The organism is Acidovorax sp. 35-64-16 (genome assembly GCF_002281195.1).
Taxonomy (GTDB): Bacteria; Pseudomonadota; Gammaproteobacteria; order Burkholderiales; family Burkholderiaceae_C; genus Acidovorax; species Acidovorax defluvii.
On sequence record NZ_NCFM01000024.1, the window covers coordinates 23031 to 40849 of the forward strand.

Below are 17819 nucleotides of genomic sequence, written 5' to 3' on the forward strand. Positions count from 1 at the left end.
TCAGTGGGGACGAGCCCCGATCAGTTTTTCAGCGAGCTGGACGAACTCCCGGTCGCCGTCCATGGTCTTGCGATTGGTGGACAGTGCCATCAGCGCGTGAGACTGGTCCCCCTGCGGAGCGACCCACACCCACACGCGGCGCTCGCGCACATAGAGCATGGCAAAAACGCCCAAAATCAGCAAGGCGCAACCCAGATAGACAATGTTCTTGCCAGGGGCTCGCGCCACCTGAAACACGCTGGCCTGCACCTGGGTGAAGTCTTTGAGCTCAAAAGCCAGCGGTGCAGGATAGATCTGCGCATCGCTCAGCGAGAGCACCGCCTGCGTCATGAACGCCTGCGTCTGGTCACTCTGCTCCATGGGTTTCAGCCCTGCACGCTCACGCGTGAGCTGGGCCAGCTCGAACAGGGCTCCGTTGAGAATGCGCACCAGCACTTCGCCGGCACGCGAGCGCTCGGCTTCGGGCACGTTGGCCTCCATGAAGTCAGAGATGGCCTGCAAGCCACCGAGCGTCTTGCCATCAGGCCCATTGCTTCCGGCAAACAACGCCAGCGCCCGCAACGCAGATTGGGACAGCTGTGCAGCCAATTCGGGGCGCGATGGCTCTACCGCCAGCGCTACGTAACGGCGCACGGCCTCCTCACGCGCCGCCGGATCGCCGAGTGCGGCGTACAGGCGCATGAACTCTTCCATGGAGCTCTGCTCGTCGGCTGGAACGCGCAGGTAACGGAAGGGATCGGACGGGTTCTCGCGCACCCCCAGCAAAAACACCGGCACCCCGTCGCCCGTGTCCACGGGCAGCATGTAGTTGTGAAACTCGCGCGCCTGTCCTGCCGCATCGCGCAGCTTGTAGCTCACGCTGGGCCCTACATTGCGCAGTTCTTTCTTGGTCACCGTCTTGTTGGCAGCACCCAGGCGCGACTCCACCGACTCACGCAGATCGACCTTGCGCACATCGACACCTGAGCCCGGTGCGCCCACCACGTCACCAAAATTCTCGACATTGATGGTGCGCAGCGCCGTGAATTCCAGCGTTAGCTTCTCGCCGTCCGTATCACCGCCCCTGCCGACCAGTTCGGTGGATCCGCCCACCGTGCCTTCAATGTCAAATGCCTTGGCGCCCGCAGTCATGGGCACGGCGCGCAGCTTGAGGTGCGAGCCACCGTCGTCAAAGCTCGACTGGTAAATCTCGATGCCCTTGTAACTGGCGGGGTGATTCACCTCGATGCGGGCAGGCGTTTTCTCGCCAGTGGCCTTGTCGTGAATGATGACCTCGCTGGCAAACAGCTTGGGCATGCCGGTGGAGTAATGCTCCACAATGAATTTCTTGAGTTCGATGGCAAAGGGCAGGTCTTGCAACAGCACCCCGTCGGACTGGCTGAGGATGGCGGTGCCCGATTGCGTTCCCTCTGCAACCACCAGATTGCCCCGGAACGTGGGGTTGCGCTCGGACAGACGGTGTTCTGGCTTCACCTCGGAGATCAGGCCACTACCGGCGTAGGGTGTTTTGCCGCCCAGCAGCATCTGCGCTCGCACGATCAGGTCACCATCGAACAGCCCGCCCAGGCAGATCAGCACGATGGCGCTGTGTGCAGCGATGTAGCCGATCTTGTTGGCGGCCCCGGCCTTGGCCGCCACCATCCAGCCCGGACCCGCGCCCTTGGCCGAATCCCGCTGCTGCAGTTTCACCTTCCAGCCGCCACTGGCCAGCGTGCTGCCAATGCGTCGCGCTGCGGCCTCGGCCGGTTCCGCCAGCGAACCTTCGGCCTTGTGGTGAAAGGACCGAAGGCTTTGCTCGCGGATATTCTCTTTGTAGACCTTCAGATCCACCAGGATTTTGGGCGTGTTGCGCGCGATGCACAACGACGTGCTGACCACCAGAAAGGCCAGGATCAGCAGGAACCACCATGCGCTGTAAACCGCATTGAGCTGGATGGCTGCAAAGAGTTCTGCCCAGAACGGACCGAACTGGTTCACATAATTCACCGCAGGTTCATGCTGCTTGAGCACCGTGCCAATGACCGATGCGATGCAGATCACCGTCAGCAGCGAAATGGCAAAGCGCATGGAAGACAGCAGCTCGATGCCTGCACGCAGGGCCTGGGAGCCAGACCGGACTTGAACGCCTTGGGTTGTGTCAGACATGAAAGAGGTGAACGCAAGCACTAAAGAAAAAGGGCGGAGCCATCTTGAACGATGGGCCCGCCCGTCTTGGGGTTTGTTATTGGCGGTTGGTTCCAGGCTTCCCGCCTGGCGGGGCCGCCGAAATCACAAAAAAATCAGCGCAGGCCGGCAATGTAGTCGGCAACCGCCTTGATTTCCCGGTCATTGAGCTTTGCGGCTACCTGGGTCATCTGCAGACTGTTGGCACGCGAGCCGTCGCGGAACATGTTCAGCTGCGACACGGTGTAGTCGGCATGCTGACCCGAAAGGCGGGGATATTGCGACGGAATGCCCGCGCCATTGGGGCTGTGGCAACCCGCGCAAGCAGCAATCTGGCGGTCTGCGATGCCGCCGCGGTAGATGCGCTCACCCAGTGCCACCAGGGCCTTGTCGGTCGACGTGCCGGGCGTGGCGGGCTTGGAGGCCGCCCAGTACGAGATGTTCTTCATGTCCTCGTCGGTCAGCATCGATGCAAAGCCGGTCATGATGGCGTTGCTGCGTTTGCCGGACTTGAACTCCTGCAACTGCTTGACCAGGTATTCCGGATGCTGCTGTGACAGCTTCGGATTGACAGGAATGGCGGAATTGCCATCTGCACCGTGGCATGCAACGCACACCGCAGCGTAGCTGGCCTCGCCTTTGACCAGGTCGGGCTTGGCCGCCTTGGTCGGCGCCGCAGGTGTTTCACCCGCAGAAAAGGCCGGGAGAGCGGGTGCTGCCAGTGCGGCAGCCATCAGCATAGAGGCAAGCAACTTCATATCGAGGGTCTGTAATTAGGTCCGCAAAACCACGCGATTCTACAATGAGGCTTCAACGTATCCTAACTTTCCATGACGACACCCTCTTTCGCGCCAGTTGCTGGCTCCCTTTCGCCCGCACCAGACGCCAAGATCGCCATGGGCTGGATGCACACCGCCAAGTTCCTCACCACGGCTGCGCAACTGCACCATCTGCCGCCCATCCACGTGCCCGAGATAGCCTTTGTGGGTCGTTCCAACGCGGGCAAATCCACTTGCATCAACACGCTTACCCAGCAAAAGCAGCTGGCGTTCGCCTCTAAAAGGCCCGGGCGCACGCAGCACATCAACCTTTTCTCTCTGGGCAAACACGGCGTGACCGATGCCGTGCTCGCTGATCTGCCCGGCTACGGCTACGCGAAGGTGTCGCGATCCGACAAGGTGCGCTGGCAGCAAGTGATGGTCAATTACCTGGTCAGCCGCCCCGGGCTCACCGGCATCGTCTTGTTGTGCGACCCACGGCTCGGGTTGACCGAGCTGGACGAGGCTCTGCTCGAAGTGCTGCGCCCACGGGTCGAAGAAGGCCTGAAATTCCTCATCCTTCTGACCAAGGCCGACAAGCTCACACGCTCTGAGCAGGCCAAGATCCTGTCGATTACGCGACTGAACGCGGCCGGCGGAGATGTGATGATGTTCTCGGCCCTCAAGAAGCAAGGGGTGGACGAGGTGGCGCAATTGCTGTGGCAATGGGCGCACCCGGTGTTGCCTGCAACCGAAGCGGCGCAAGCGCCCCCCGAGTCGGCCCCCGAAGCACCGGAAAATTCTGGGGAATCTGAACCAAACTAGGCTCTGGCGCTTATGCATCAAGCGGCAGCAGCTATTGATTGCATAGCACCATGATTTTTTCAGAACCCATCAACCTGCCGCACGGCATCACCCTGCAGTGCCGCGTGAGCGGCGTGGCGGGGCGGCCTACCCTGGTTTTTTTGCACGGCTTTCCGGAAGGCGCCTTCATCTGGGACGCTTTGCTGCTGCATTTTTCGCGCCCCGAAAATGGCGGCTACCGTTGCGTGGCGCCATTTTTGCGCGGCTTCGGGGCATCGAGCAGTCCGGCGGAAGTGGCGGCTTATCGCGCCAAACACCTCGTGCAGGATCTCGTTGCGCTGATTGCCGCTGAATCCCCCGGCGGCGTACTCGAATGCCTGGTGGCGCACGACTGGGGCGGTGCGGTGGCCTGGAATCTGGCCAACCAGCAGCCCGGTCTGATGAAGCGGCTGGCCATCTTCAATTCACCCCACCCGGGGGCTTTTTTGCGCGAGCTGCAGCACAGCCCGGCGCAGCAGGCCAGCAGCCAGTACATGCACTTTTTGTGCAGGCCCGATGCCGAGGCACTGCTGGCCGAAAACGACTTTCGTCGCCTGTTTGCTTTTTTCAACAACCCGGACGGCAGCGCACCCGCGTGGTTGACCGACACCGTGCGCGCCCAATACCGCGCCCTGTGGCAGCAGGGCCTGACCGGCGCCTGCAACTACTACCGCGCCAGCCCGCTGCGCCCGCCCCGCGAAGGCGACCCGGCCGCGCAGGCAGTCACCCTGCCCGACACGATGCTGACCGTGGATGTGCCCACACTGGTGCTGTGGGGTATGGACGACCCTGCCCTGCTGCCCGGCCTGCTGGACGGCCTGCCGGGCTGGGTGCCGCAGCTGCAATTGCAGCGCGTGCCGGGCGCATCGCACTGGATCGTGCATGAACACCCGGAGCGCGTGACCGTGGAACTGCAGCGCTTTTTGCAATCAAACTGATAGCTGCTTGCGCTTTACCCATAAGCGCCAGAGGCCATTTTGACTCATATTTTGCAGCACAGGCTGCGCCATGCTGCTGCCACCATGGAGCTGTCTTGGCCGGGTTGCCGTCGCCCCCCCTGCGATAGAAGGCGCGCCGCACGCCATGAAAGCCCCGGGGAAATCAATACACCGATGGCTCGCCTGCGGGCCGCGTCTTGAACCGCTTGTGCACCCAGTAATACTGGCCGGGCATGGTGTCGATATAGGATTGCAGGCGCAGGTTCATCTGCGCCGTGTCGGCCTCTACGTCGTCAGAGGGATAGCCCTCCCAGGCTGGCGTGATCTCGGCCACGTAGCCGGTGGGTGTCAGGCGGGTGTACATGCCGATCACCTTGGCCCGCCCCAGCCGTGCAAACCGTGGCAGTGAGGGCACGGTTGCGGTTGGCACACCATAAAAAGGCACGAAGATCGACTCGCCGGGGCCAAAGTCCATGTCGGACAGCAGGTACAGCAGCCCACCCTTGCGCAGGTTGGAAATGATGGGTTTCACGCCATCGGCCCGGTTGAGCATGCGCACATCGCCAAAGCGCTGGCGCCCGGCCATGAACCAGGCGTCTACCGCCGGATCGGGGTGGGTTGAAAAAATGGATGTAAAGGCGCGCGGGGTGTGCAGCGTGAGCGCGGTGCCCCCGGCGTCCATGCCGTAAAAATGCGGGGCAAAAATGATGGTGGGGGTGTCGCCCTCCAGCTCGTTCAGCGCGCCCTGCAGCCGCACGCGCCGCTGCACCACTTCGCGCGGGGCAAACCACAGCCAGCTGCGGTCCAGCCAGGTCTGGCAGAACACCACAAACGTTTCGCGCGCCCAGCGACTGCGCTGCGCAACGGTGGCCTTTGGAAAACACAACGCCAGGTTGCGCAGGGCCACCTTGCGGCGCGGCACGGCCAGAACGTAAAGCAACTGCCCAAGGCACCAGCCCAGCGCGCGCAGCGCGGGCAACGGCACATGCGCCAGCACCCGCATGAACCACACCCCCAGGCGCCCGGTCATGCCGCGCCCCCGGGGGTGGCTTCAGCACGCGGCTGCTTGTAGCGGGCATAGCCCCACAGGTATTGCTCGGGACATTGGCGGATGAGGTGTTCCATGGCCTGATTGATCTGCAAAACAGCACTTTCCAGCCGCTCGTCCAGCGGCGCGGGCAAAGGCTCGAAGTGGGTGACGAAACCACGGCCCCAAGGCAGACGCTCGCAGCGCGCCAGCACCACGGCAGCGCCGGTCTGCTGGGCCAGGCGCACGGCCAGCGTCATGGTGTAGGCATCGCGGCCAAAAAAGGGCGACCAGACGCCCTGACCGTCGGGCGGCACCTGGTCGGGCAGCAGCCCCACCGCCTCGCCGCGGCGCAGTGCCTTGATCATCTGGCGCACGCCCGACAGCGTGGTGGGCACGGCCAGCATGCCGGGGCGGTTGCGCGCGGTCTCCATCACCCGCGCCAGCCACGGCTGGCGCGCTGGCCGGTAGAGCACGGTGATGGGGCCGCGCTCAGCGCTCCAGTGGCGCGCCGCCGCCTGGGCAGACAGCTCAAAACAGCCCTGGTGGGGCGTGAGAAACACAATGCCGCGCCCCGCGGCGTACGCCTGCTCTACACAAGCCTCGCCCACCATACCGCAGGGCAGAGGCGCACCCAGCCACAGCCGCGGCAACTCGGCCACCATGCGGCCCGCATGGGCCACTGCCGCGCGCACCGCACCAAACGAATACCCGGCCCGCGCCGAATTCTCGAGAAAGCGGCGCCGGTAGGTGGGCGACGCACAGAACGCCACCCAGCCCATGGCTGCGCCCATGACATGCAGCAACCACAGTGGGAATATGGAGAAGATTCGAAAAACCAATGGCATTAAAATGACCGGGTCGCTGAGTTAAATGAGCAACTTGCAGGGCGACGTTAAATAAATCTGCTAAAGCGTTCGCCAAAGCTCCTTCGGGGTGAGGGCAACGCCCTAAATGCCGGAACACAGGAGTTTATTCAAATGGCGAACGACTTTCTCTTTACCTCGGAATCCGTCTCCGAAGGCCACCCCGACAAGGTGGCAGACCAGATCTCGGATGCGATCCTGGATGCGATCTTCAAGCAAGACCCCCGCAGCCGCGTCGCCGCCGAAACGCTGACCAACACCGGCCTCGTGGTGCTGGCCGGTGAAATCACCACCAACGCGCATGTGGATTACATCCAGGTGGCCCGCGACACCATCAAGCGCATCGGCTACGACAACACCGACTACGGCATCGACTACAAAGGCTGCGCCGTGCTCGTGGCCTACGACAAGCAGAGCAACGACATTGCCCAGGGCGTGGACCACGCCAGCGACGACCACCTGAACACCGGCGCCGGTGACCAGGGCCTGATGTTCGGCTACGCCTGCGACGAAACGCCCGAGCTGATGCCCGCGCCCATTTACTACGCGCACCGCCTGGTCGAGCGCCAGGCCCAGCTGCGCAAGGACGGCCGCCTGCCCTTCCTGCGCCCCGACGCGAAATCGCAAGTGACGATGCGCTATGTAGACGGCAAGCCCCACAGCATCGACACCGTGGTGCTCTCCACCCAGCACCACCCCGACCAGAGCGAGACGCAGCACAAGATGAAGGCCAGCTTCATCGAGGCGGTCATCGAAGAGATCATCAAGCCCGTGCTGCCCAAGGAATGGCTGCAGGACACGAAGTACCTGATCAACCCCACGGGCCGCTTCGTCATTGGCGGCCCACAGGGCGACTGCGGCCTCACCGGCCGCAAGATCATCGTGGACACCTACGGCGGCGCCTGCCCCCACGGCGGTGGCGCCTTCAGCGGCAAAGATCCAACGAAGGTGGACCGCTCGGCCGCCTACGCCGCACGCTACGTGGCCAAGAACATCGTGGCGGCCGGCCTGGCCAAGCAATGCCAGATCCAGGTGGCCTATGCCATCGGTGTGGCGCACCCGATGAACATCACGGTCTACACCGAAGGCACGGGCGTGATTCCCGACTCCGAGATCGCCAAGCTGATTCAGTTGCCCGAGATCGGCATTGACCTGCGCCCCAAGGGCATCATCCAGATGCTCGACCTGCTGCGCCCCATCTACGAAAAGACCGCCGCTTACGGCCACTTTGGCCGCGAAGAGCCCGAGTTCAGCTGGGAACGTACGGACAAGGCAGCTGCGCTGCGCGCAGCTGCGGGCCTGTAAAGGCCCCGAGCGGAGCGCGCTTGGCTGTTTTTCGGCGCAGGCTCATATCGCGCAGCGATGTGAAGGCCTGCAAGGTCGGCCGAAGCCAACGCACCGACAAGGCGACGACGCTGCAGGCAGCGGCAGGGCTCTAGGCCCGCCGTTTGCCCCACGCAAACCATAAAGCTCCGGCAGGGCTGCACGCCAGCCATGCGGCGGCAAGCGCTCCACCGCCAGCGCAACCGCTATCAAACCAATAGCGGCCTGCGCCTGTATATTGAGCACTTAGAACAATAAGCAGTCGAAAACTGATACAGACCAAGCGCAAGGCGCTATTGTTTTTGATGCAGGCCAATCCCTGCTTGCACCAAGGTAGACCGGAGACACATGTACGACACCGCCATCTACATCGGGCGTTTTGAACCCGTCCACAACGGCCACATGGCCTTGCTGCAGCGTGCGCTTGACAGCGCCCGCAACGTGATCGTGGTGATGGGGTCGGCCTGGCAGGCGCGCTCACCCAAGAACCCGTTCACCTGCCACGAACGTGCCGACATGATGCTGGAGGCCCTGACCGAGACCGACCGGGCCCGCGTGCAGGTGCTGCCCATGCGCGACTACTACAACGAGGCGTTGTGGGTGCAGGCGGTGCGCAAGGGCGTGGGCCAGATCGCGGCAGCAGATGCCCACGTCGGGCTGGTGGGCCACTTCAAGGATGCGACCAGCAGCTATCTGAGCGCCTTTCCCGGCTGGGAGTTAATCCATGTCGAGCGCCAGGGCCGCATTGATGCCACAGCCATCCGCGATGCCTACTTTGGCGCCACGCCTGGCACCGTGCGGGCCAGCCTGAGCGACCTGGCCAGCCAGATGCCCGAGAGCACCCTGGGTTTTCTGGAGCGCTTTGCGCAAACCCCCTGCTACCCGGCACTTCAGGAAGAGTGGCGCATGCTGCGCGGCTACCGCGAGGCCTGGGCCGCAGCGCCCTACCCGCCGGTGTTTGTCACCGTGGATGCCGTCCTGCGCTGCCAGAACCATGTGCTGCTGATTCGCCGCGCCCACGCGCCGGGCAAGGGTCAGCGCGCAGTGCCGGGCGGGTTCATCGAGCAACGCGAAACGGTGTGGCAGTCGTGCCTGCGCGAGCTGGCGGAAGAAACCCATTGCGAGTTGCCCGAGTCGCACATGCGCGATGCCCTGCAGTCGGTGGCGGTGTTCGACCACCCCGACCGCAGCCAGCGCGGACGCACCATCACGCATGCGCACTATTTCGATCTGGGCGATGCGCCGTTTCCGGCCGTACGGGCAGATGACGATGCCATGCAGGTGGAGTGGGTGCCCGTGGAAAAACTGGCCGCGATGGAAGAAGAGTTTTTTGAGGACCACTTCCACATGCTGGACCACTTTCTGGTCCTCACGACTCCGCCGTGAACCCAGTCAGCCGCGCTGCACAGCTTGCACCGCCACGGAAACTTTTGCCTTCGCCCAGGGCCCCACTGCCCCTGCCTAAAGCAGGATGACCTCTGCGCGGCCACTCAGGATGGGCTTGCACAGGATCTTGTAGCCGTCCGCATCAAAGCCCGGCGCCACCTTGTCCAGCAGCCGGGCTTCGTCTGCATCACGGACGCTGCCCAGGTAATGCCAATGGTGGATGACGTGGATTTGCTGCCCGTCACCGTCGCGCTCGACCAGTCCAATGGCGCCCGGATAGGGCCAGCAGGCCACCCGCAGCCCTTCAAGGCCGGTGAACAGGCGCTGCCGATGCACATCGGGGTCTTCATCGCCGCGGCACACGCCCGCGCACTGGTGCAGCATGGCCCGAAAGCAGGCACGGCCTTTGGGGAGCTTCTCCAGGCCCAGGGCGGCGTAGCACAGGCGCTGGTCGTCGGCCACCTGGCGCAGCGACTCCAGGGCCGCATGGCGACTGGCGTACAGGCCATACAGATCGGGCGCGGTGGCAAAGTTCAGGTCTTTGGAATAGACCACCTCGGGCAAGCCACCCTCTTGCACCCGCAGGGAACACAGCTGGCGGTTGCGCCGCAGCTTCTGGTTGAGCAGCGGGTGCTGCTGCTTGATCAGGCGCGCTTCGAGCAGCAATGCGCCGATCTCACCGGCGGTGCGGACATGGCTGATGCGCAGGGTCTGGCGCAGCAGGCGCGCTTCATCGGGATTGCGCAAATGGGCCAGCAAGCGGCTGCGCAAATTGACGCTTTTGCCGATATACAGCGGCAGATCGCCCTCGGCCCCATGAAAGATATACACACCCGGCGCGCAAGGCATGCCCTCGATGGCCTCACGCAGGTGACTTGGGTATTCATAGACCCGGGCCTCGTCAAACTCGGGGTGGCGACGGCGGTGCAATTGCATGCTCAGTTCCGAAACAGCGTCAGTGCAGCGGTGACTACACCCCACACCTCGATGGTCTGCCCCTTCCTGGGGCGAATGTCCGGGTAAGCCGGATTGGCGGCCACCGGGCGCACACGGCCATGGTGCGCAAACAACTATTCTGGGTAATTAAAGTCGTAAACCCAGGCCGAGCATCCATGTGGGTTTGCAGGCTTCCGACTTGCAAGAGTGTCGATCTGAACTCGTAAACACACTACCCAGTCAATGGCATGCCGCGCTATGCCAGCCGATAGCTCCCTTTGCCCCGCTCACGCACAGCCTTAGCGGCAACCAGCCTCCTCATCGCCAAGCCGACGGAACCCAGAGGGATTCCCGCCCCTTGGGCAATGGTCCCCTGGGTCAAAGTCACCCAACTGCGGCGGTCCAATACCTTTTGCAGGTGCGCCAAGACCTTTTCGTCGTTTGAACTCAAGCGTTGAGGCTGGCTTGCCGTGTCCTTCGTCCGCTTTCGCAGCGGTTTGGTCTTGAGCGACTGCCGGTGCGGCGCAGACTTGACGACCACGTCTTCCGCCTCGTCAAGGCTTTCCGCGCCTTGGCGGGCACGAGAGTGCCTTCCATGGTCCGGCAACGCAACAATGACTGGCGTCTCGGGCTGCATCATTTCCGCAGCTCCTCCGTACATAGTCTTGAGTTGCTCTTCGATGCTTTGCAACTCATGCGCCATGCGCGCCACGGCGCGCAATTGGGCATAGGCGCGGTCGGCCTCGGAACTGAAGGGCTCACTGGCAACAATACCGACCACACGGCCGGCGTTGGACTGGACTTCCTGCGCGAATGCCTCTCGGGCGGTGTGCAAGCCCTCCCCAGCCTTTTGCAGGGCCAACAGGGTCGAGGGAGAAATGGACATGGGAGCTCCTGAAATGAGACATTGCGGCTTGGCATGCTGCTCGATGCCATTGCCGTGAAGATTCGAGTCTATTGGAGAGCCGATAAGCCCGCTGCACGAGCCTGTCAGAACACTGCTCCTAGAATCCGAATCGCTTGCCTGAATTCATCAGGCAGCGCATATCAATTCACCAACCCAAAAAGATCCACCATGGCAACTGCAAAGAAGACATCCACTCCCGTCAAGAAGACTACGAAAGCGGCACCCGCCGCCAAGAAGGTCGCGCCTGTTGCCACCAAACCGGCAGCGGTTGCCATCAAGCCCATCAAGACGGTTTTCAACAAGACCACGTTGATCGCCCATCTGGTCGAGCAATCTGGTGTGGAGCCCAAGGCAGCCAAGGCAGTTTTCGCCGCATTGGAAACCGCCATCCTGGGTTCGGTGCACAAGAAGGGATCGGGGGAGTTCACCTTGCCCGGCCTGATGAAGATCGGCCTGCAGCAGGTGCCTGCGAAGAAGAAGCGTTTTGGCAAGGATCCCTTCACGGGTGAGGAGCGCTGGTTCCCCGCCAAGCCTGCATCGGTGAAGATCAAGACGCGCGCGTTGAAGAAGCTCAAAGACGCGACGCTCTAAGCAACGCTTCAAGCAGGCGCCCCATCCGCGGCACATCAGCGGCAATGTGCTGCAGCACACCAGGCAAATAGGTCACGTTGCGCACTACGTGGTGCGCCACAGCTCAGGGAAAATCTGCCGGGGCTGCTTGAGTCTTTTCCTTGAGGCACTCGCGCTCGATGAGTCACCAGGCAGGCATGTGATGGGTGTTTCGGATTTTGCAGCCGGTCACGCTGCCTCTATGCGCGGGTAGAAGTCGCGGTTCTCGCGCTGCATGCGTTCGTGCACCATGCGCAGTACGCGGTTGGCGTCGTCGCGGAATGCCTGCTCGTCGTGAAGCACACTGTCGGCCCGGTTCCAACGCCGCGCGAAGGCCTCGTAGGCCTGGGCGATGGGCCCCATGTCCGTTTGGTACTGCTGGCCCATGCGCGCCAATTCGGGGTTGTCGCCACGTTGCAAAGCCGGGTACAGCGCCTGGTCTTCCACTGCCAGGTGCAGCTTGATGGTGGAGCTCATGCTGACGATGAGCCTTGCGATGTCGGCGGCGTTTTGCGCCACCCCAGCCTGCGCGAGACGCCGCAGGGCCGAGATGTTGCTCATGATGTCTGCGTGCTGGTGTTTGAACTTGTCGATATTCATGGAATGCTCCGTGGATGAAGAGACTGGCGGGTGTAACCCATGGCCCCCGGTTGGAGGATCAGCGGGACTCCTGCGGCGATGGAGTGCAGACTCGATTCGCAACGGAAGTGCTTCGGTGCGCTAAGAATGATTCCCTTAAAGAATCATAATATATGCATCTTTAACGAATCATCAAAATTCTTGTCGGCGTTGTCGGCCTGGTTTCCATGGTCATGGGACAAGAGTCCGCCCTTTTGGGTGAACGGGGAGACAGTCACCTGGCGGGAAAAGGCCACGCCAGGTTGACTACTCACGATGCACGGACATGCGCGTAAAGGTCGGTTGTCAGCAAGGCCGTGGAAGTCACAGTGAAGACCATTGAGGTGTCTTTGGAAACACAACGGTCTATTTGGCTTTCAGGTCGCACTCAAGCCATGCGGATGCTCAGTACCGAATCGCCCAGGCTTTGCCGGAGGCCATGGAATAAGGCAGATCGGCATAGCCTGACAGGTTCAATATGCAAGCGGGGGAGTTTGCATAAGAGCAGCCCGTCACGGCAGCAGTACCAAGCCCGATAGCTGCAGTTCGACCTCCGGGGCGAACGCCATTGCTCGCTGACGTTCTCCCCCGCAAGTGAGGGAGGTTTGGCCTGACATCCTTAACACTGCTAGTCAGCAGGACATTGTCACACTTTAAACATGCATTTCTTATGAATCATAGAATTCCTGCGTGAATGCTTAGCACGCACAAGAAACGCCGTGATTGCTCTACCTCAACTTTCCCGTAGAGGCTTGAGGCGTTCATTCATTTTTGTAGTGGATACCCTAAAGGACTGACGCTCATGGACAGCGCGATACTGAGTTTGCTGGGTGCATTTTTGCTCTCGATCATGGGGCTGTTTGTTTTCATCTGGTCCATGCGCAAAGGCCTGTTGGTCGAGAACCCGCGGGCGGCTTCGGTTATCTTTGTCCGTGGCGAAATTGGCAAGGTAGACGACCCGGCGCTGCAAGAAGCAGGGCAGGTGCGATTGCAGGTGGCAGCGGCGGAGCCTGGTAGCGACCTGCACGTGGCCGACCCTGATGAACTGCAGCACCGTGTGGCGGCCGACCGTTCCAGTGCGTTCCCGGTATTCATGTTCATTGCTTTTGCCTGCCTGTGGCTGGTAGTGGGCTCACTGGCGGGATTGACTTCATCGCTCAAGCTGCACATGCCCGACTGGCTGGTGGGCGAGGCGTGGCTCACATTCGGCCGCATCCGCACGATCCACCTGAATGCGGTGCTGTATGGCTGGATCACCAATGCCGCCCTGGGCGTGATTGTCTGGGTGCTGCCACGTCTGCTGCGCACGCCGCTGGTGGGAGCGATGTGGGTGATGGTGGGCGGAGCGCTGCTCAATACCGGCATTGCCAGTGGCATTGGCGCCATTGGCGCTGGGTGGACTGACGGTATGGAATACCTCGAAATCCCATGGCAGATCGGGATTTTCATCGCTGCAGGCTTCATCTGCATTGTCGGCCCCGTGCTGTTCACACTGGTCAACCGCAAGGTTGAATCACTCTATGTGAGCGTCTGGTACATGGTGGCGGCCCTGCTCTGGATCACCTTGCTGTTCGTGGTGGCGAAGCTGCCGGGCGTGCACACCGGTGTGCAACAGGCCACCACCAATTGGTGGTACGGCCACAACGTGCTAGGCCTTTGGTTCACGCCCATTAGCGTGGGCTCGATCTACTACTTCCTGCCCAAGATCATTGGCAGGCCGGTGCGCTCGTACAACCTGTCTATCCTGGGCTTTTGGACGCTGGCCTTCTTCTATGGTCAGGTGGGTGGCCACCACCTGATCGGAGGGCCGATTCCGGGCTGGCTGACCACGCTGTCCATCGTGCAAAGCATGATGATGATCATTCCCGTGGTGGCCTTCACCATCAATATGGCTGGCACCATGTGGGGGCGGATGCACCTAGCGCTGCACTCGCCCACACTGCGATTCATGATGTTTGGTGGGCTGATGTACATGCTGTCGTCGCTTCAGGGCTCACTGGAGGCATTGCGCAGCGTTAACCAAGTGACGCATTTCACGCACTTCACAGTGGCCCATGCGCACCTCGGGGCCTACGCCTTCGTCACCATGGTGTTGTTCGGCGCCATCTATTTCATGATGCCCCGCGTTCTGAACTGGGAGTGGCCTTATCCGCGGCTGATCTCGCTGCAGTTCTGGCTGGCAGCCATTGGTATCGGCATCTATTTTGTGGGTCTGACGATTGGCGGCTGGCTGCAAGGACTGGCCATGCTCGACGCATCGCGCCCGTTCATGGAATCGGTGGCCGTGACGATCCCCTACCTGCAGTGGCGCAGCGTGGGTGGTTCGTTGATGGTTCTGAGCCACCTGATCTTTGTCGGCCATTTCCTGGCCATGGTGCTGCGCTTTGGACCTGCGCGCACCGGCGCGGCGCTGTTTTCGCCCCGACTGACCACGGAGCTCGTACATGGAAAATGAAGTCAAGCTGGCCGCAGGCGCCGTGGTGTCGTTGGCGATTGCGACAGCGGCGCTGGTGGTGCTGCCTTACATGCAAGTGAGGGATGTGACACCGCCCGAGGCACTCAAGCCCTACACCAGCGCCCAATTGCGGGGCCGTGATGTCTATATTGCCAATGGCTGTGTCTACTGCCACAGCCAGCAGCCGCGTGACCGTGGCCTGGGGCCCGATCTTGCGAGAGGCTGGGGCCGCGCCTCGGTGCCTGGCGATTACTTCTACGACAAACCTCATTTGCTCGGCAGCATGCGCACCGGACCGGACTTGTTCAACATCGGCGGGCGCCAGCCCAGCAAGGACTGGCACCTGGGCCACCTCTACCAGCCCCGCGCATATGTTCCGGGCTCCATCATGCCGTCCTACCCCTATCTCTTCGAGGTCAAGGATGCCGCCGAGCCCGGTGACGAGGTGCTGAATCTGCCGCCTGGGCAGGGACCATTTGGCCGGGTGGTAGTTGCGCGCCCCGAGGCGCTGGACCTGGTCAAGTACATGCAGGGACTGGACCACACCTATCCAGTATTGCCGCCGGCCCCACAAGCAGCACAGGGCACCGAGGCACAGCCGCCTGCGGGCGCAGCCTCCAGTGCTGCATCTTGACCCACTGCGAGAGGCATCCATGTTGAATGAACCAAGTACCCAATACCGGGCACAGCAGCGCGAGAACGCCGACCCTGAAGAACGCACAAGGCCCATGCCGCTGATCGTTGCGGCGGTCACGCTGGCCATGGTGGCGTTTGGCGTTATCTACATCCTGCTGTCGGACCCCTTTGGCAACTCGGAGCTGGGTGACCGTCGCACACTGGCAGACCTGTCAGGCCCTGCGCCCGGTGCGTCGGGCGCGGTTGATGGCAAACAGCTCTTTGCTGCCAACTGCGTTGCTTGCCACCAGGCCACCGGCAAGGGCTTGCCAGGCGTTTTTCCTCCCCTCGATGGCTCAGAGTGGGTGCAGGGAGAAGAACGCACGCTGGCCAACATTCTCCTGTACGGCGTCAGCGGCGAAATGGAGGTAGCTGGCATCACGTACAAAGGCGCGATGCCTGCCTTCCAGCAACTGGGCGATGCCGAACTGGCGGCACTGGCCAGCTACATCCGCGGCAACTGGTCGAACAAAGCGGGCGCAGTTCAGCCCAATCTATTCGAGCACGAACGCAAGGCCAGCAACCGCTCCGCTCCGTTTGAAGGCGGGGCCGCGCTCAAGGCCCTGGCTTCCAAGCCGGCCTGACGCTGCCGTGTACTGGCTGACGGTGTCCATGTTTCTGGACCGGCGCGCACCGCCGGTCATCGCTGTGCGCACAGCCTGCATGCCTCGGGCGCAGGGAGGCAAAGCCAAGCTCCACCGCGCGGCGAAATGCCATGCCGGGCGTAGGAGCCACACGTGACGGTGTTGCGGACAGCGCTGCTCAGCGTGGGGCTGGCAGTGGCGGGATATGCCTCTGTGTCATGGCTCACCCATGATTTCCAGGTGTGGACGGCCGAGGGCGCACGGCGGCTCGAAGTGGCGCTGCAGCCTGTTGCCATGCCGCCCGTGGTGGTCGATGGCCCGGGCATAGCTCCGCAGCTACTCACCCGTTGGCTGGCCGTGCCCGGTTACGTTACCGTGGTCGATTTCATCTACACGCGCTGTCAGACGGTCTGCCTTTCACTGGGTAGTACCTTTCAGCAACTGCAGAGCAGTCTTCAGCGCGATCGCGCCACGCAGGCAGTAGGCGCCCTCATCACAACCACAGAAAGCGCGGGCGGACGTGTGCGCCTGCTGTCGCTCAGTTTCGATGGGGGATACGACACCCCGGCCCGATTGCAGGCGTATGCCCAGAAATTGGAAGCCGACCCGGTCGTGTGGCAACTGGCACGGGTGCCCGACATCGCGCAGAACGCGCTGTTACTGCACCGCCTCGGGGTGGTGGTGGTGCCCGATGGGCGGGGTGACTACGAGCACAACGCGGCGCTGCTCGTGGTGGACGACCAGGGGCGGCTGGTGCGCATCTTCGACCAGGCCGAACAGCAGCTGGCGCTAGATTACGCGCGCGATCTGGCCCAACGGCAATTGCCATGACAACCCCCCGTATTGCCGCCTTCAAGAGCCATTGGACGTTGATATCCACTAGGGCCCGTGCAGGCGCGGCCACGCTATGCCCGCCGCGGCGCCAGCGAGCGCTGGGGCTGTCCCTGCTGGCGATCCTGCTATTGCCGCCTGTGCGCCATGCCCTGGAGGCCAGCATGGCGCGGCATATGTTGGTGCAGTTTCCGCTGCTCCTGTGCGGCGGTGCCCTGCTGGTCGCCGGCCTGTCGTCCCGTACGCGTGCATTCGTTGACCGCTGGAATGCCCACGGCATTAGCGGCCTCGTGGGAGTGTCCCTGGCTCTGGCCGTACTCATGGTGCCACGGGTGCTTGACCTCGCGCTCATCGACCCCGTCATCGAAATCGCAAAATGCACGGCCCTCGTACTGGCGGGTGGGGCGCTGCGGCTGTCCTGGCGCCCGGCGGGGATGGTGGTGCAGGCATTTTTTCTGGGCAATGTGTTACCCATGACAGCCGTGGTTGGCCAGCTCTACATTGATTCACCCGTGCGGGTCTGCAACGCCTATTTGCTGGACGACCAAGCTTTGCTCGGCCAATGGCTGGTGCGCGCAGCTATCGTGCTGGCCGTGCTGTGGCTGATGCAGGTGGCGCGTGCCTTGACGCGTCAGGAAGTGCGGGTTGCTCCACCATCGGCTCCCGACACAGCCTAAGGCCCCTCGATGCAAGCCACCTCCACCAACCACATATGCTCCCCGTGTGAGCGCTCTATGCGCATGCGGGATACGCACTGACGGCGTTCATGACGGGTCTGGAAAGACCGGTTTCCTTTCCTAGCAGGCTGCTGAAATACTACCCCTACGGCCGAACCTGCTCAGCGGCTGCAAGTGCGTTTGTCGCAGCAGTTTCCGTATTCTGAAAGTCAGCCCGTAAAAC

At 62.3% G+C, this 17819-nt stretch carries 17 protein-coding genes; 10 read left to right on the plus strand and 7 right to left on the minus strand.

Annotated elements, in window-relative coordinates:
* Complete coding sequence (locus tag B7Y64_RS13885; protein WP_291329175.1) at window positions 1-2145, minus strand: cytochrome c biogenesis protein ResB; 2145 nt, start codon at window positions 2143-2145, stop codon at window positions 1-3.
* A gap of 134 nt (window positions 2146-2279) precedes the next feature.
* Entirely contained in the window at window positions 2280-2921 is a 642-nt protein-coding gene (locus B7Y64_RS13890; protein WP_024814114.1) for a c-type cytochrome, read from the minus strand.
* A 72-nt stretch (window positions 2922-2993) separates the two neighbouring features.
* On the opposite strand from B7Y64_RS13890, the gene yihA reads away from it, so the two are divergent.
* Complete coding sequence (gene yihA, locus B7Y64_RS13895) at window positions 2994-3746, plus strand: ribosome biogenesis GTP-binding protein YihA/YsxC (protein ID WP_024814113.1); 753 nt, start codon at window positions 2994-2996, stop codon at window positions 3744-3746.
* A 50-nt stretch (window positions 3747-3796) separates the two neighbouring features.
* Complete coding sequence (locus tag B7Y64_RS13900) at window positions 3797-4702, plus strand: alpha/beta fold hydrolase (RefSeq protein WP_291324385.1); 906 nt, start codon at window positions 3797-3799, stop codon at window positions 4700-4702.
* 163 nt (window positions 4703-4865) lie between these two features.
* On the opposite strand, the gene B7Y64_RS13905 is transcribed toward B7Y64_RS13900, so the two are convergent.
* Both B7Y64_RS13905 and B7Y64_RS13910 read right to left on the minus strand, forming a co-directional pair.
* Complete coding sequence (locus B7Y64_RS13905) at window positions 4866-5732, minus strand: lysophospholipid acyltransferase family protein (protein ID WP_024814111.1); 867 nt, start codon at window positions 5730-5732, stop codon at window positions 4866-4868.
* Window positions 5729-6577 (minus strand): lysophospholipid acyltransferase family protein, encoded by an 849-nt coding sequence (locus tag B7Y64_RS13910; protein WP_114654735.1) that lies wholly within the window; start codon window positions 6575-6577, stop codon window positions 5729-5731. Before B7Y64_RS13910 ends, B7Y64_RS13905 begins: the two co-directional genes overlap by 4 nt.
* A gap of 132 nt (window positions 6578-6709) precedes the next feature.
* Here B7Y64_RS13910 and metK point away from each other — a divergent pair, with 132 nt between their 5' ends.
* Together metK and B7Y64_RS13920 are read left to right on the plus strand one after the other, a co-directional pair.
* The gene (gene metK, locus B7Y64_RS13915; protein WP_024814109.1) at window positions 6710-7900 is read left to right on the plus strand and encodes a methionine adenosyltransferase; all 1191 of its coding nucleotides are present in this window, start codon (window positions 6710-6712) and stop codon (window positions 7898-7900) included.
* 366 nt (window positions 7901-8266) lie between these two features.
* Window positions 8267-9304, plus strand: a complete 1038-nt coding sequence (locus B7Y64_RS13920; RefSeq protein ID WP_291324386.1) for a bifunctional nicotinamide-nucleotide adenylyltransferase/Nudix hydroxylase — start codon at window positions 8267-8269, stop codon at window positions 9302-9304.
* 75 nt (window positions 9305-9379) lie between these two features.
* Here the strand turns inward: B7Y64_RS13920 and cho are convergent, their stop codons facing one another.
* Together cho and B7Y64_RS13930 are read right to left on the minus strand one after the other, a co-directional pair.
* Window positions 9380-10240, minus strand: a complete 861-nt coding sequence (gene cho, locus B7Y64_RS13925) for an excinuclease Cho (protein WP_291324387.1) — start codon at window positions 10238-10240, stop codon at window positions 9380-9382.
* Window positions 10241-10496: 256 nt separating this feature from the next.
* Window positions 10497-11126, minus strand: a complete 630-nt coding sequence (locus B7Y64_RS13930) for a hypothetical protein (RefSeq protein WP_291324388.1) — start codon at window positions 11124-11126, stop codon at window positions 10497-10499.
* Window positions 11127-11315: 189 nt separating this feature from the next.
* Between B7Y64_RS13930 and B7Y64_RS13935 the strand changes: the two genes are divergently transcribed.
* A complete protein-coding gene (locus tag B7Y64_RS13935) occupies window positions 11316-11738 on the plus strand; it encodes an HU family DNA-binding protein (RefSeq protein ID WP_086926366.1) in 423 nt (140 codons plus the stop codon).
* 207 nt (window positions 11739-11945) lie between these two features.
* On the opposite strand, the gene B7Y64_RS13940 is transcribed toward B7Y64_RS13935, so the two are convergent.
* Complete coding sequence (locus tag B7Y64_RS13940) at window positions 11946-12356, minus strand: hemerythrin domain-containing protein (protein WP_024814104.1); 411 nt, start codon at window positions 12354-12356, stop codon at window positions 11946-11948.
* Window positions 12357-13176: 820 nt separating this feature from the next.
* On the opposite strand from B7Y64_RS13940, the gene B7Y64_RS13945 reads away from it, so the two are divergent.
* From B7Y64_RS13945 to B7Y64_RS13965, 5 genes are all read left to right on the plus strand, one after another.
* Entirely contained in the window at window positions 13177-14829 is a 1653-nt protein-coding gene (locus B7Y64_RS13945) for a cbb3-type cytochrome c oxidase subunit I (RefSeq protein WP_114654738.1), read from the plus strand.
* A complete protein-coding gene (locus B7Y64_RS13950) occupies window positions 14819-15463 on the plus strand; it encodes a cbb3-type cytochrome c oxidase subunit II (protein WP_114654739.1) in 645 nt (214 codons plus the stop codon). Before B7Y64_RS13945 ends, B7Y64_RS13950 begins: the two co-directional genes overlap by 11 nt.
* A 19-nt stretch (window positions 15464-15482) precedes the next feature.
* Window positions 15483-16088, plus strand: a complete 606-nt coding sequence (locus tag B7Y64_RS13955; RefSeq protein WP_291324389.1) for a cytochrome c — start codon at window positions 15483-15485, stop codon at window positions 16086-16088.
* Between the two features lie 153 nt (window positions 16089-16241).
* The gene (locus B7Y64_RS13960) at window positions 16242-16919 is read left to right on the plus strand and encodes an SCO family protein (RefSeq protein ID WP_236637175.1); all 678 of its coding nucleotides are present in this window, start codon (window positions 16242-16244) and stop codon (window positions 16917-16919) included.
* The gene (locus B7Y64_RS13965) at window positions 16916-17596 is read left to right on the plus strand and encodes a hypothetical protein (protein WP_291329177.1); all 681 of its coding nucleotides are present in this window, start codon (window positions 16916-16918) and stop codon (window positions 17594-17596) included. The genes B7Y64_RS13960 and B7Y64_RS13965 overlap by 4 nt, the downstream gene beginning before the upstream one ends.
* Window positions 17597-17819 lie beyond the last annotated feature (223 nt).